The sequence below is a fragment of the Nocardia sp. FBN12 genome (assembly GCF_050320175.1).
Lineage (GTDB): Bacteria > Actinomycetota > Actinomycetes > Mycobacteriales > Mycobacteriaceae > Nocardia.
In genome coordinates, this window is record NZ_CP190048.1 from 458,164 (window position 1) to 471,839 (window position 13,676).

The following is a 13,676-nucleotide window of genomic DNA, read 5'->3' on the forward strand; positions in this document are numbered from 1 at the left end:
TGTCCGTTCTTGACAAGCGGCGGTGGGTGGTGTCACGGTAGAAACGTCAAAAAGAACGAACATTCGCTTTAAGGGGAGAAACCGCCATGACGATCACCCGCCGAGCAGTAGCTCTGGGGCTCGCGGCCACCGCGATCCAGGCGCTGATGCTGATCGCCTTCGCCTGGCCTACCGTCAATATCGCCCCGCGCGACCTGCCGATCGCCGTCGCGGGACCCGCCTCTGCCCAGGTCGCCCAGCAACTGCAGCAGCGCGATCCCGGCGCCTTCGAGATCACCACCGTCGCCGATGCGACCGCGGCGCGAAATGCGCTGGCCGACAGGGAAATCTACGGCGCCATCGTCACCGGCAACGGCGCACCACAGGTCATGGTCGCCTCTGCCGCGGCACCCGCCGTCGCCCAGCAACTCACCGCCGTCGCCCAACAGCTCAGCGGCCTCCCCGCCGCCGCGGTCCAAGACGTGATCGCCACCGACCCCGACGACCCCCGCGGCGCAGGCTTCGGTTCGATGGTCCTCCCGCTGGTCATGTCCGGCATCGCCGCAGGCGTCCTGCTCACCCTCCTGATCCCAGTCTTCGGCGCCCGCCTCGCGGGCCTGACCACCTTCGCCATCGCAGGCGGCCTCCTGAGCACCCTGGTCTTCCACACCTGGCTCTCGATCCTCCCCGGCTCCTACCTTGAACTAGCCGCCATCGCCGGCCTCGCCTCCTTCGCCGTCTCCGCCACCGTCGTCGGCCTCGCCGCCGCCATCGGCCGCCCCGGCATCGGCCTCGGCGCCCTCACCATGCTCCTGATCGGCAACCCCTTCTCCGCCGCCACCTCAGCCCCCGAACTCCTGCCCCAGCCCTGGGGAACCCTCGGCCAACTCCTCCCACCCGGCGCCGCCGCATCCCTACTCCGCTCGGTCGCCTACTTCGACGGTGCAGGTGCCATCGCCCCGCTGACGGTCCTGATCGCTTGGGGTGCAGGTGGTCTCGCCCTCCTCGGCCTCGGTGCGGTGCGCTCCCGCCAGGTGGCCACACCTATCGCAGCTAATGAACCAGTGGGCGTTCCCGCCTGACTCTCGACGCAAAGATGCTCCGCACGACCGCCTGTCGTGCGGAGCATCTTTGTCGGCCCGGTCGGACCCTACGGGGTGATCGCGGTGACGCCAGGCAGGTCGGCGAACTTGGCTTTCGTATCCAGGGATACGACCGTGCGACCCGATTCCGCCGCGTGCGCCGCGATGATCAGATCGTGGGCGCCGCGCGGCTTCCCGGATCGGCGGACATGCGCGAGTAGCTGTGCGTGGCGAGTGGCAGTCTGGTCGGTGTACTCGAGAATGTCGATGTCGTCGAGGAGAACGGCAAGGCGCCGCGAACGCTGTGCCGCACGCTCCGCCGTATCGGCGAGTTCGATGCCGACGCGGAACTCAGCGACTGTCACTGCCGCTATCGCCAATTCGTCGTTGTCATAAGCTGCGCGATCGATGGTCCCACGTTCATAAGCGATCAACACTCCGGTGTCGAGGATCAGTCGTCGCCCCATGGGTCCTCCAGCTCATCGGTAACCATGGCGAGCGCCTCGTTGATGTCGGTAGCGAAATCGTCGTCGAAGGGCGGTGTGTCGGACTCCTCCAGCGCGCGCCGAAGGGTCAGACCGGTCTTCTTGATCGGCGGAGAGACGGTCGCAACCGTCCGCCCATGGCGGACGATACGGATCGTCTCACCGTGTTCGGCGCGGCTCAGAACGGCCGAGAAGTTTCTGGATGCCTCGGCGGCAGACATCGTGGTCATTAATTCAGATTATCTGAATTTGTCTGATCCGGCTAGGTCAACTATCGCGGGCAGGGTCGTGAGAGTTATGTGAAATCTCATTCTCAACCTTGGAACGTCATCGCTGGTTCGTTACGGTGGCTACGGAATGGTGTCCGAGGGGAGGGTGTCAGCGGACATGTCTGTTGTCGTTGTCGATTCTGCGCGGTTGAAGTCGGAGATCGCGGCGTTCTACGCGGGGTTCGGAGTGCCCAGCGAGTTGACGGCGGCGTTCGAGTCGTCGGCGTTGTTGGTGCCGTTGGTCGGCCCGGAGGACCGGGTGTTCACGGTGGAGTCCGCCGGTATGGCGTGGTTGTGCGTGTTCACCGGGGTCGAGGAGTACGCGCGATTCATGACCGCCCGCGGTGTCCTCGCCGACCAGTCCTACCGCTTTCATACCTTCCTGGGACGTCGTCTGCGTGAGTTCGCCGCAGCACAACCTGACCCGACCGGTGTTGCCGTCGACATGCTGAGTGCGGCGCCGATGTCGTTCCCGCCGGAATTGTCCGAGGAGCCGTCGGCTGACGGTGGGCGTGGCTGATGGCGGATTTGAATATCGATCCTGCCCTGTTGACTCAGGCGGCGACCGGTATCAACGGCATCATCAGCGAGCTGTCTGAGCTCGGTGTCGGTGAGACCGGTGCGGTCGGGCGCGGATTCGCCCAGCTGACGATGTCGGCGATGGAGGCGGGGAAGGTCAACGTTCAAACCTGCTTCGAGACCTTCACCGAACGCTGGTCGTGGGGTGTGCGGGCGCTGGTTCAGTCGGGCAACGAGATCGCCCAGGTCCTGGACCTGTCGGCGGGCCGCTACCACGAGATGGACGAGCAGTTCTCGAACACGTTCAAGCAGATGTTCACCCATCTGGCGGGCAACCCGCACCTGAGCAAGGCCGATATCGAGGCGATGGACTGGGGCCAGGTCTGGGACAACAGCAACTTCAACACGGTCACGAACCCGCAGTACAGCGCGGAATCATTCGGTGACGCTTTCTCTCATATGCGCGACAACGTGTCGATGTTGGGCCAGGTCGGACAGTACTTGGCCTCCGATGACGTCCCGGAACAAGACAGCCTCGGTGACATGTTCCTGGCCGATACGGGCGCGGCAGCGAAGGCTGCCGAGATCCAACAAGCACAACAAGCAGCTCGTGGGGGGGAAATAGTTCGTGGGTATCGGGGACTTCGTCAACAGCCTCGGCGACAAGATCGAAGACGGGCTCGAGACGGCCACCGAGAAGGTCGGCCAGGCCTACAACACTGTTCTCGACGCCGAGTCCAAGGTCGCGAAAGCTGTTGGCGCTGACGGGCTATCGAACTGGCTCGACGATCTCGGCGACAAGGTCGTCGACGCGACCGGTGGCGCGGTGCCGGAGAAGGAACTCGGCGAAACCACCGATCCGAAAGAGCTGATCCGAGGCGACCCCGCCAAGATCACCGAGGTCGCCGGGCATCTGGGCAAGATCGGAACCGGAATCGACCAAACCGGTGACGCGTTGCGCAAGATCGACGTCGCGGATTGGTCCGGTGACGCGTCGTCGGCATTCCATGAGGAGTTCGCGAAACAGCCGAAGCTGTGGTGGGACGGCGCCGACGCGATGGGCAAAGCCAAAACCGCGTTGGACGCCTGGTTCCACGAGGTCACCGCAGCCCAAGCCAAAGCCTCGGACGCGATCGCGAAATGGGAGGCCGCTGACCGCGAGGAGCGCGACCGCAAGAACGGCTGGAACGCTCAAACCGACGACCAGCGCAAAGGTAAGAACCTCACGGATACGTGGACCGATATCCGCAACGAGGCACGCGCGATCCTCAATGGTGCTCGCACCCAACGCGATAACGCCGCCAACACCGCAGTGTCGGCAATCACCGCGGCGACCGAAACCGCGCCGACGGAACCACCGTTCCTGTCGCGGTGGGGCAGTAACTTCGACGACTTGAACGCCGCGCTGGAGCATGCGCAAACCAACTTCGTGTCCGGGTTGCTGACCTCGCTGACGGGCATGGTGCAGTTCGTGCGGTCGATCAGCCCGGTCGATGCTTACAACATCACCCATCCGGCCGAGTACCTGTCGAAGATGTCGGACCTGAGCACCGGGATGGTGCTCGCCGCGGCGGACCCGAAAGCGACCGCATCGGCGATGCTCGCGGGGTTCAAAACCAACCCATCCGAAGCGTTGGGCGCGCTGACCGGTGATGCGCTGACCACGCTGGCCACCGGCGGGGCTGGTGGCGCGGCGAAAGCTGCCGCTACTGTGGCGAATCGGGCCGACGATGTCATCGGAGCAGGCAATACCGGGCGCACCGTTCTCGACAATGCCGCGGGTGCCGCGGGCAGAAATGCGCCTGAGTCGCCCAGCGCCCCGACCTCGCCTACCCAGCCTGCGAGCGTGCCGGACAGTCCGTCGTCGCCGGGCACGAATCCCGCAGGGAACACTGGTGATTCGCCCGCGCCGAATCCGCCGGCCGCCACACCCGATGTGCCGGCGAACCCGGGCGGGAACGGGGGAGAGGCATCGCCGACCAACCCGGCCGCTACCCCGTCGGACACGCCTAACCCGAATCCCGAATCGGCGCCCGAGACCCCGCGAAATCCGGACACCGATTCCGCGGCCCCGAGCAACGGTTCACCAGAGTCGCCGGAGAACACGCCGTCGCCGAACGGCACCGATGATTCATCGGGCAAGCCTGCCCCCGATACCGATGGTGGCAGCCCGAGTCCGAGCCCGGACTCTCCGTCACCGGACGGCGACAACTCCACCCCTGACCAGCATGACGGCACGCCGACCCACCACGACGGTGACAACGGACCAGCCGACCCAGAATCCGGGAAACCGACACCCGACCCGGACAACAGCGGCAACCCTGAAGGGGACGGAACCAGCCCAGGCGCCCACGATAGCGACCCCGCTACACCCGATCAGAACGCTGCTCCCGAACCCCGCGCTCAAACCGACAGCGGGGCAAACGGCCAGGACAGTGTCGGCGACACCGCCCAGCAGGATCCACCGAAGACCGATTCCACCCGGGACCAAACCGAGGAGGGCGGCGATCCGGTCAACCTCGCCACCGGCGAATTCCTACTACCGCTAACCGATCTCGACCTGCCAGGCATCCTCCGCCTGGCTCTGAAGCGGGCCCACCACTCCAACTATCGGTTCGGCCGTTGGTTCGGGCCCTCTTGGTCAGCCACCCTCGACATGCGCGTTGTCGTCGAAGCTGACTGCGTGACAGTCGTTTTCGAAGACGGCATGCTGTTGGCCTACCCGCACGCCGAAGTCGGCGTAGGGGTCGAGCCAATCGCCGGAGGTCAACGGTGGAAGCTGACGCGGACTGAAGTCGGTGGCTACCGGCTCTGGGATCCCGACCGAGAACTGGTGTGGCACTTCGCCCCCGAACCAGTCCTCGACGGCCTGGACGCGCTGCTGGGCAATTTCGCGATCTCTGCGATTGCCGACCGCCACCACAACCGGATCAGGTTCCACTACAACACCAACGGCGACCCGACCGAGGTCACCCACTCCGGTGGCTACCGTGTTGTGCTCGACTCGGCCAACGGCCGCGTGACCGCGATCTCGGTCGCGGGCGAAGCAAATGGCTTCGAAACCCTCACCCGCGTCCGTGAATTCGGCTACGAGCACGGCGAGCTGACCACCGTGGTCAACGGCGTCGGCGGCACCACTCGGTTCGCCTACGACGAACACCACCGCATGCTGTCGTGGACCGATTCCAACGGCACCTGGGTCGCCAACACCTACGACGAATCCGGGCGCGTCATCGCCCAACGCGGCCTCGACGGGGTAATGAACGCCGACTTCGAATACCTCGAACTAGGCAACGGCACCGGCCGCCTCACCCGACTCACCAATTCCCGCGGCGGCGTCACCGGCTACGGCTTCGACAACGACCTTCGCCTGCGCGACTTCCGCAACGCCGACGGCGGCCACCGCCACATTGACTACAACGCAGCACGCAAACCACTCGCCGTGACCGAACCTGATGGCGCGGTCACCCGGTACACGTACACCGAAGACGGTGATGTCGCGACGATCACCCGTCCCGACGGCAGCGACATCCGCATTGAATACGCGTACAGCAACCGGCCCACCACGATCACCAATCCTGATGGCACAACCGCGATTCGGGAATGGGACAAGGCGGGCGACCTCGTCGCTGTCACCGACCCCGGAGGCGCGCGAACCGAATACACCCACGACGCGTGCGGCGCAGTCATCGAAGTCCGTGATCCTGACGGTGCCGTCACCCACGTCGGCGTCGATCCCGCCGGTCTCCCCGTCACGGTGACCGACCCCTACGGTGCGACTACGACCATCCGCCGAGACCAGTTCGGCCGTCCTGCTGAGGTCACCGACGCGCTCGGGCACACCACCCGCTACGAGTGGAACCCCGAAGGACGACCAGCTCGTCGAGTCGACCCCGACGGCTTCGCTGAATCCTGGACCTACGACGGCGAAAACAACCTCCTCACCCACACCAACCGCATCGGTGGCGTCACCACCTACACCTACGGCATTTTCGACAAGGTCGCTACTCGGACCGAACCCGACGGCTCGACTACCCGCTACCTGTACAACACCGAACGCCAACTGACAGCGGTCATCAACCCGCTCGGCCAGCGCTGGACCTACGACTATGACCTCGCCGGTCGTTTGGTCTCGGAAACTGATTACACCGGCGCCACAACCACATATACCCACGCTGTCACGGGACGCATCGCCACCGTCACCCCCGCAACCGGGATCACCCGCCACCACCGCCACGACATCCTCGGCAACCTCACCTCCATCACCGCCGACTCCGGCGAATACCTCGCCTATACCCACGACCCGCCGGACGCATCCTCACCGCGATCAACGGCACTGATGAAACCCTCACCCACACTCTCAAATTCACCTACACCCCCACCGGGCAAGTCGCCACCCAAACGCTCGACGACCAACCTCCGATGGTCAACGACTACGATCACCGCGGTCGACGAGTGCGCCGAACCACCCCTTCAGGTGCGGTCACTACCTGGCGCCACAACGTACTCGGCCAAGTTACGGCGTTGGACGCCGATGGCGCCGACATCTCGTTCAACCACGACCGCGCAGGTCGCCTCATTGGTTGGCGCATCGGCGAAGTCCAAATCGACCGAGCCTTCACCAGCAACGGCAACATCGCCACGCAGGAAGTCACTGGATTCCCTACCGCGACCTTCTCTCTCGACTTCGGCGACACTCCGATCGCGCGGCCTGATCCGTTCACGATCCGCCGCGACGACTACACATACCGCCCCGACGGCTATCTAACCGACCACATCACAACCCGCCCCGACACTGGCCAATCCCGCGCCACGTACGCCCTCGACCCCATCGGTCGTGCCAACACCATCACCCGTGATGCTGAGGTCGCCGAAGCCTATGAATACGACCCCCTCTCCAACATCACCGCCAGCCTCCCCTCTCCGACCAGGAACCCACCGCCCGCGCAATCCCAGCGGGTGTCCATGGAAGGCCGCGAGTACCACAACAATCTCCTCGTTCGAGATGGCCGCAACCACTACTACTACGACCCTGCTGGCTGGCTCATCCGAAAAGTCACGACACGAATCTCCCGTAAACCAGCAGTCTGGCACTATCGGTACAACGCGTTCGATCAGCTGACCGATGTGTACACGCCCGAAGGTGAATGGTGGTGCTACAACTACGATGCTCATGCGCGCAGGGTGGGCAAAGCGCGACTGGACACCACCACGCAGGAAGTAATTCAGCAGACGTCCTATGTGTATGAGGCGACTTGTCTAATTGAGGAGTCTCAAAAGGACTCGGTGACCTGCTGGCACTATATTCCTGGGACGCTGACCCCTGCGGCCCAGTCTGTGAAGCAGATGTCGGTGGCTGTATCTTCCATTGTCGTTACCGACCTCACCGGATGCCCAGATGAACTAATTAACCCGCACACTGCTGAACGTCAAGGAATGTCCAAGCGAACCCTCTGGGGGCGCAACCTCTGGACTGGTGCAACAAGTACACCTCTTCGGTATCATGGACAATACGAGGATGCCGAATCGAGTTTACATCATAACAGTTTTCGAACGTACGACCCGGAAACAGGCAGATTTCTCACTGCCGACCCACTTGGACTCGCTCCAGCTCCAAATCCTCACTCCTACCCACACAACCCAACAAAGTGGTCGGACCCGCTGGGGCTTACTCCAGAATATCGTGAATTTGCACACGGAACGTCCCTGGACAACGCGAACAATATCGTAAACAACGGGCTCGATGCCAATGCCGGGCAAGCAGCTACACATGGAGGATTAATGAGCCGACCAGGATCATTCTTTACACATGAAGTCGCAGGTGGAGACTCTCCCGGATTTCAGTCAGCATACGAATGGGGCCTTCGCGTGGACCCCAATTCCCCCTCTACCGTAATCGTGGGAAGGATTCCTGAAAACGTCTACCAGCAACTGCTCGAAAGAGGGCACGTCGAGGTGCGAGCAGTAGGTGAAGGGGTTCCTGATGAGACGATATTCCATCCGCGATCGTTTGAAACACTGAACGCGACGTTGGAATGGATTGCAAAGGTGACGCCATAATGTCTTCCAAGAGCTACGAGTACTCCGCCTCCAACATCAAAAAGACAACCTGGGGAAGCGTCAGGGACATGGGCGATGGTTGCTGGGAGACTGTTTGGCAGCTCACCTTTAAGGCGGCACACCCGCTTGGCGACGTGGACGTTTTTCGCAGTAGTGACGGCAGTTTTTCTGCCGAGCTTCGTATGGTTGGCAGTGCAAACGGGGAACTTCGGGTGACTACCAACAACGACGCAATGGACGCAGAGAACTACCCGCATACATACACATGCTTTAGAATTATCAATGACGAATACGGCGAAATTGAAACAATAGAGACTCACCCAAAAGAATGGTATCCACCTTTCAGGAACCGAGGTAATACGGGTTAGGTCCTGTCTCTCGATCGGATTTCCAGGTCAAGACGGTTATAAACTGTCGGGACGGTCATCGTATTCGCAGTGGAGGAGACTGCCGGTGATCGGCATCAGGTTCTGGCGGATAGCCAGTGAGAACTTCTGAAGCTGCTGTTACCAATATTCTATGTTCAAATTCTGTGATAGACCGGCGTGCCAGCCGAAAAGGCGCTCCGCTGTTACTGGTTGGTCGTGATGGCGTGTGGCATCCAGGATCATGTCGACGACACCGTCGACTCTGCGATCAGAGGGGGTTGTTGCGCCGATGTCGACGCCGAGTCGGCGGGCGATGGACGATCTGACCGATGCCACATCGAGCAACTCGCCCTCGACGGCGCTCGATTGCACGACGTCGGTGGTGAGCGCGTCCAACTCGACCTTGTCTTGCGTGGCATCGTCGGCGTCCATGAGGCGGCCGTGCAGGCGGCCCTGTGCGAGCGCGACGGCCTCGGTGGGCTTGGCGAGCAGGGCGGCATCGTAGGTGTAGTGCGGCCAGTCGGCGGACTCCCAGATATACCTACGGCTCGTCATGCAGTGAAAGTAGCGTCTATTCGCTGCAGAATCTGAAGCGAATAATCCGAATGTCGGTCAGAATCCGGTTCAGTCAGGGCTTCGGGAGATGATTCGAGCTGATGGAACGGCTGCGGCGAGTTGGCGGATGTCGTCGGGATCCGAGGTGATCACCAGTCCGCCGCCGTAACGAGCGCACAGTGCGACGACGTGGGCGTCGGCGAGGTACCGGCTGCCGACCTGTGCGCCGTGCAATATCGCGCCGACGAGTCGGGCCATGTCGAAGTCGGTGGGCACGATGGCCACGGGTCGTTGCCATGGGTGGTCATGGGGTTTGCGGGAAACCAGCGTCTCGACCCGGCGAGTTCGGGCAACACCCCGGCATACTTCCGCGCAGATGACGGCGGGCACAAGCACCTCACAGTGCTGACAGCCCATCCGAATCGAGAACGACTGGTCACGAGGTCTCGCGCCGTTCGCTCGCTGCGTCGAGCTCATCGAATGCCGCTGCGGCGTCTCGCATATCCGCGTCGGAAACAGGACCGGACTCGTCATCCCACCCGTCGAGGAGATCGCCCAGGGCGGCGTTGTGTGTAATCCGTTCGACGTGCTCGGTCAATGCGGCGTTGACCACCGCGGACACATGCGCGTCGCCGAGTTTGCGCGCCTGCTCGACCACCTCTTGATCAACGGTCACTGTGATCTTACTTTTGGCCATATAAGTATCGTGCCCGTCTGGTCGGCTGGATGGCATCGAACTTCAGGCGGGGAATTCCTGGTGGTAGCGCTGGGCTCGGGTGAGCATTCGGTGGATGCCGGCGATCATGCGGTCGGTGGGGAGGGGTTCGGCGATGATGGGGTCGCCGGTTTTCACGTAGTAGCGGCCGTCGGGGTAGTCCATCCACCAGAAGGTGCGGGTGGGGGTGGGGCGGGCGTCGAGGGCTGGGCCGGAGAGGGCGGAGATTTCGCCGAAGGCTTGGCGGGGGCGGTGGAAGATGCGGTTGAGTTGTTCGGCGGAGCTGAGGCGGCTCGCGCGGTATTCGAAGTGGTCTTCTTCGGCGGCCAGCTGTTCGCGGCTTACCTCGACCGGGGGCTTCTTGCCGGGTTTGGTGCGGGGGAGGGCGGCGACCGTCAGGGCTGCTACCTGGATGGGGGTGCAGTAGGTCAGGGTGACATTGGCGCCCGTGTCCTCGGCGGTGCCCGGCGCTTGTTGCAGGGTGGCGCCGACTTCGCCGCGGATCGCACCGTGGAAACGGATGATGGCCGAATCATCCTGTCCGACATAGCCTTTGGACTCGACTCTGGCTTCGGGGTCGAGCAGGACGGTGATGGCGCGTTCGATCGCGGGATCGTACTTGCCGAGCAGGCTCTCCACGGCTGCCTCGCGATGCCGCTTCAGTTCGTCGAATTCGACGATGTCGGTGCGGTATTGGAGGGGGTAGGGGAGACGGTCGCGGCCGTAGCCGGACCAGAGGATGTCGAATTCGGTGCCGGTGAATTCAGCTCGGTGCACTGTCGTTGTCTCCGCCGATCACTGGGGGTACGGTCCGGATCTCGTTCGTGCCGAGCAGGAGCTCGCCGTTCTCCTGGGTGATCAGGTAGTCGGGGATGCCTTTGGTGCGTTCGTCGTCCGAGCTGCCGCGCGCGCCGGGCGCGCCCATGCCGCCCATTCCCGCGGCACCGCGACCACCGGCCGCGGGCGTGCCCGCGCGAGTGCCCGCCGCGGCGGCCGCGGCTGCGGCGGGACTGCCCGGCGTGGTCTTTCCCGGGGTGACAGGGCCGCCCGCGGAGCCGCCGCGCCCGCCGGTGGCGCCGGCCCCACCGCCGGTGGAGCCGCCTCGGCCGGCCGCGGACCCGCCGCCGGGTCGACCCGTGCTCGGGGTGCCAACGCCGGGCGTGGATGTCGCCGGAGTACCTGTGGTGGGAGTCGAGGTGGTCGGTGTGCTGGATTGTGGTGCGGCAGTGGAGCTTTGCGGGGTGGTCGAGGCAGCCTCGGTGGATTGCGGGGTGGTGGAGCCCGGTTCGGAGTTCGGTTCCTCAGTGGTTGTGTCGTCTCCTGGGGTGCCGGTCGACGGGTTCCCGGTCGTCGTGCCGCCGTTCGAACCAACTTGGGAGCCACCGGTATTCGTATCGCCGTTGGTACCAGGGCCGCCGCTGTCGCCACTGGCGATCGTCGGTGCGGTGGGCAGGAAGGGGACGCCGACGTCGGTTTGGCCCGCGACCTGGCTGTAGACCGACCGCAGGATCCGGCGCGCCTCCTGGGTGGCCTCTTCGCGGTTGTGGTCGTCGACCTTCATCACGCCGTCGGCGGGCAAGGACTTGCCGGTGACGTTGGCGCGTTCGGTGAGACCAGGCATCAAGGCTTGGGTCTGTTCGAGTCCGGTGCGCATCTCGTTCAGCTTCAGGCTGATCGCGGTTGCGGCCTGGGAGAGTGGAATCGATTGCTGCGCATAGTTGTTCACGGCGGCAACCGCTGCGGAAGCGGCCGCGCCTGTCCACCCACTGTGGCCGCCGGCCCCGGTGACTGTGCGTGCGAACTGCTGGTTGAATCCGGTGAACGTGCCCATCAGCGCGCCGCCGATATTCGCCCATGCCGTGACCGCATCATCGACCATCTGCGGTTTCATCGCCGCCACCGCCGCCTGCATCTGCTCGAGCGACATGCTGTCGTAGTTGTCGGGGGTGGTGATGTGCGGAGGTTGGGTATCGCCGTCGAAAATCGTGGAGTAGTTGCCCGATCGCTGCCGGTCGTAGATCTTGGCCCGCTCGGTATTCCACTGCTCCTGCGCGGCGATCACCTTGCTCTTGTAATCCTCGTAGGTCACACATGTTCTCCTGTCGCGGAGATCTTGGCGCCGGTCGCTTGATCCTGGGCGACGAAGTTCGCAATCGCCTTGGCAACAACCTCTTTCGCCGTCTGGACGGACTCGATGTGCTTCTTGAGGACCTCGTCCAGTGGGCGATCGCCGCCTGATGCTGTCAGCGAGAATTTCCGTTCCAGCGTCTGGCTCGAGTTGAACGAGCCGAAGCCGGCGATATTGCGGACCTGAAGAACCTGGGCAAAGACCTCTTCCAGTCGCTCCAAGTGGTCATCGCAAACTCTGTCGAGATCCTTGCCGATTTCGGGATCGAGCGAAAGTTGACCGGCTTCAGCTTGGACCAACAGCTGACTCCACTCGCCAGGGTCGATGCTCAACAGCATTACTCGCCCCTCAGATCGCGGGAAGGTGTTGGGCGAAGCTGTCGGTGAGTTTGCGCGCCTCCTGGCATGGCGCTGGTGGCGAGGACGCGCTGACGCGGTTCAGCAGGCTGAACATAACCGACCCGTTCGGGACCTCTACGACGAGAGTGCAACTCAGGTCGTAGGTGGCTCCGGTCGGACGTAGCTGGAGCGCTGTGTGCGAGCCCACAGTGGTCTCGGTGAAGTCGGTGAAATCTGTCCGTGTCCGGGATTCGGCCAGCGTGTGTTCCGACGACATGATCGAAAACGTGTACTGCTTGGCCGAGTCCTGCCAGCTGCACGTCTTCCACCCAGTGAAGTCGACCCCAGCAACCTCGTTCTTCCGGGTGCCCGCGTTCAGTCCAACCCCGCTGACTGCCGAGTCCGGTATTGAACACGGATCCCACACCTTCGCCTCGGGATCTACCGAAGTGGGACTCGCCGCCACACTCACAGCACTCGACTGAGGACCAGCCGTCCCCTGCTCATCGCTCCCGCACCCCGCGACAGCCAACCCCACCGCCACGAGCACACCGATCACCCGAATCGCGCTACCTCGAACTGCCATGCCTTCGTCCCTCCCACAGAACCGGTGCTCGTTCATGGTCTCCCCGCTTCCGAGATCGTAGTCACGCCGATGCGCATCGCGAAAGGTCACGCCCTACTCCGCCGCGCAAGGTGAGGTCGCGGTCATCGAGAACCGCACTTCCTTCTTCGGCCCAACGTCGGTGTCGAGGGACGATGAGACGGTGTAGCCGCGTGGATCACGGTAGTACCGATCCGCGGGGACGGCGTCCGGTCGCTTGCTCGGTTCGAGAATGAATCCCCGTGCGGTCATCGATTCGAGGTTGGCCAGCGCACGGTCGATGAACTCCTGGGACGGGTTCACCTCCTCCTTTGTGATGCGCAGGTACCACGGCGGCCCTTCCGACATCATCGAGTCGTTGGTCCGGCAGCCGACGCCGGAATATGGCAGCGGGCCGCGTTTGATCGTCACCTGTTCCGGCCAGACGAGTTCGAGATTGCGCTCGACAATCGGACTCGCCTCGTCGACGGTCAGCCCCGTTGTGTCTTTGATCTCCTGGTTGGTCGGACCTCTGTCGATGAAGCCGCCGCACCCGGTCAGAGTCGTGGTGGCAAGTACCGCGAATGCGGTCATC

The 13,676-nt window shown here is 63.5% G+C and carries 16 protein-coding genes; 6 read left to right on the plus strand and 10 right to left on the minus strand.

Going from position 1 to position 13,676, the window contains the following annotated elements:
• The first annotated feature begins 86 nt into the window (after positions 1 to 86).
• The gene (locus ACQHI0_RS02425; protein WP_427906301.1) at positions 87 to 1,061 is read left to right on the plus strand and encodes a hypothetical protein; all 975 of its coding nucleotides are present in this window, start codon (positions 87 to 89) and stop codon (positions 1,059 to 1,061) included.
• A gap of 68 nt (positions 1,062 to 1,129) precedes the next feature.
• On the opposite strand, the gene ACQHI0_RS02430 is transcribed toward ACQHI0_RS02425, so the two are convergent.
• Positions 1,130 to 1,528, minus strand: a complete 399-nt coding sequence (locus ACQHI0_RS02430) for a PIN domain-containing protein (RefSeq protein WP_427906302.1) — start codon at positions 1,526 to 1,528, stop codon at positions 1,130 to 1,132.
• On the minus strand, positions 1,513 to 1,776 hold the full coding sequence (locus ACQHI0_RS02435; protein WP_427906303.1) for a type II toxin-antitoxin system Phd/YefM family antitoxin: 264 nt from the start codon (positions 1,774 to 1,776) through the stop codon (positions 1,513 to 1,515). Before ACQHI0_RS02435 ends, ACQHI0_RS02430 begins: the two co-directional genes overlap by 16 nt.
• 157 nt (positions 1,777 to 1,933) lie before the next feature.
• On the opposite strand from ACQHI0_RS02435, the gene ACQHI0_RS02440 reads away from it, so the two are divergent.
• From ACQHI0_RS02440 to ACQHI0_RS02460, 5 genes are all read left to right on the plus strand, one after another.
• Positions 1,934 to 2,335 (plus strand): SseB family protein, encoded by a 402-nt coding sequence (locus ACQHI0_RS02440; RefSeq protein ID WP_427906304.1) that lies wholly within the window; start codon positions 1,934 to 1,936, stop codon positions 2,333 to 2,335.
• Entirely contained in the window at positions 2,335 to 3,099 is a 765-nt protein-coding gene (locus ACQHI0_RS02445; RefSeq protein ID WP_427906305.1) for a hypothetical protein, read from the plus strand. Before ACQHI0_RS02440 ends, ACQHI0_RS02445 begins: the two co-directional genes overlap by 1 nt.
• Positions 3,002 to 7,102 (plus strand): putative T7SS-secreted protein, encoded by a 4,101-nt coding sequence (locus ACQHI0_RS02450; protein ID WP_427909056.1) that lies wholly within the window; start codon positions 3,002 to 3,004, stop codon positions 7,100 to 7,102. The genes ACQHI0_RS02445 and ACQHI0_RS02450 overlap by 98 nt, the downstream gene beginning before the upstream one ends.
• 197 nt (positions 7,103 to 7,299) lie before the next feature.
• Entirely contained in the window at positions 7,300 to 8,394 is a 1,095-nt protein-coding gene (locus tag ACQHI0_RS02455; RefSeq protein WP_427906306.1) for an RHS repeat-associated core domain-containing protein, read from the plus strand.
• Positions 8,394 to 8,762, plus strand: a complete 369-nt coding sequence (locus tag ACQHI0_RS02460; protein WP_427906307.1) for a hypothetical protein — start codon at positions 8,394 to 8,396, stop codon at positions 8,760 to 8,762. The genes ACQHI0_RS02455 and ACQHI0_RS02460 overlap by 1 nt, the downstream gene beginning before the upstream one ends.
• 138 nt (positions 8,763 to 8,900) lie before the next feature.
• Here the strand turns inward: ACQHI0_RS02460 and ACQHI0_RS02465 are convergent, their stop codons facing one another.
• From ACQHI0_RS02465 to ACQHI0_RS02500, 8 genes are all read right to left on the minus strand, one after another.
• The gene (locus tag ACQHI0_RS02465; protein ID WP_427906308.1) at positions 8,901 to 9,317 is read right to left on the minus strand and encodes a DUF4172 domain-containing protein; all 417 of its coding nucleotides are present in this window, start codon (positions 9,315 to 9,317) and stop codon (positions 8,901 to 8,903) included.
• A 69-nt stretch (positions 9,318 to 9,386) separates the two neighbouring features.
• The gene (locus ACQHI0_RS02470) at positions 9,387 to 9,851 is read right to left on the minus strand and encodes a PIN domain-containing protein (protein WP_427906309.1); all 465 of its coding nucleotides are present in this window, start codon (positions 9,849 to 9,851) and stop codon (positions 9,387 to 9,389) included.
• Positions 9,754 to 10,014 carry a type II toxin-antitoxin system CcdA family antitoxin gene (locus ACQHI0_RS02475; protein ID WP_427906310.1) on the minus strand — a complete coding sequence of 87 codons (261 nt, stop codon included), beginning with the start codon at positions 10,012 to 10,014 and terminating at the stop codon, positions 9,754 to 9,756. The genes ACQHI0_RS02470 and ACQHI0_RS02475 overlap by 98 nt, the downstream gene beginning before the upstream one ends.
• 42 nt (positions 10,015 to 10,056) lie before the next feature.
• On the minus strand, positions 10,057 to 10,809 hold the full coding sequence (locus ACQHI0_RS02480) for an ESX secretion-associated protein EspG (protein ID WP_427906311.1): 753 nt from the start codon (positions 10,807 to 10,809) through the stop codon (positions 10,057 to 10,059).
• Positions 10,796 to 12,121: a hypothetical protein gene (locus ACQHI0_RS02485; protein WP_427906312.1), complete on the minus strand. Its 1,326-nt coding sequence runs from the start codon at positions 12,119 to 12,121 to the stop codon at positions 10,796 to 10,798. Before ACQHI0_RS02485 ends, ACQHI0_RS02480 begins: the two co-directional genes overlap by 14 nt.
• Entirely contained in the window at positions 12,118 to 12,498 is a 381-nt protein-coding gene (locus ACQHI0_RS02490) for a hypothetical protein (RefSeq protein ID WP_427906313.1), read from the minus strand. Before ACQHI0_RS02490 ends, ACQHI0_RS02485 begins: the two co-directional genes overlap by 4 nt.
• Positions 12,499 to 12,508: 10 nt before the next feature.
• Positions 12,509 to 13,120, minus strand: coding sequence for a DUF3558 domain-containing protein (locus ACQHI0_RS02495; RefSeq protein ID WP_427909057.1), 612 nt, complete (start codon positions 13,118 to 13,120; stop codon positions 12,509 to 12,511).
• Positions 13,121 to 13,177: 57 nt separating this feature from the next.
• A complete protein-coding gene (locus ACQHI0_RS02500) occupies positions 13,178 to 13,675 on the minus strand; it encodes a hypothetical protein (RefSeq protein WP_427906314.1) in 498 nt (165 codons plus the stop codon).
• Position 13,676: the final 1 nt, after the last annotated feature.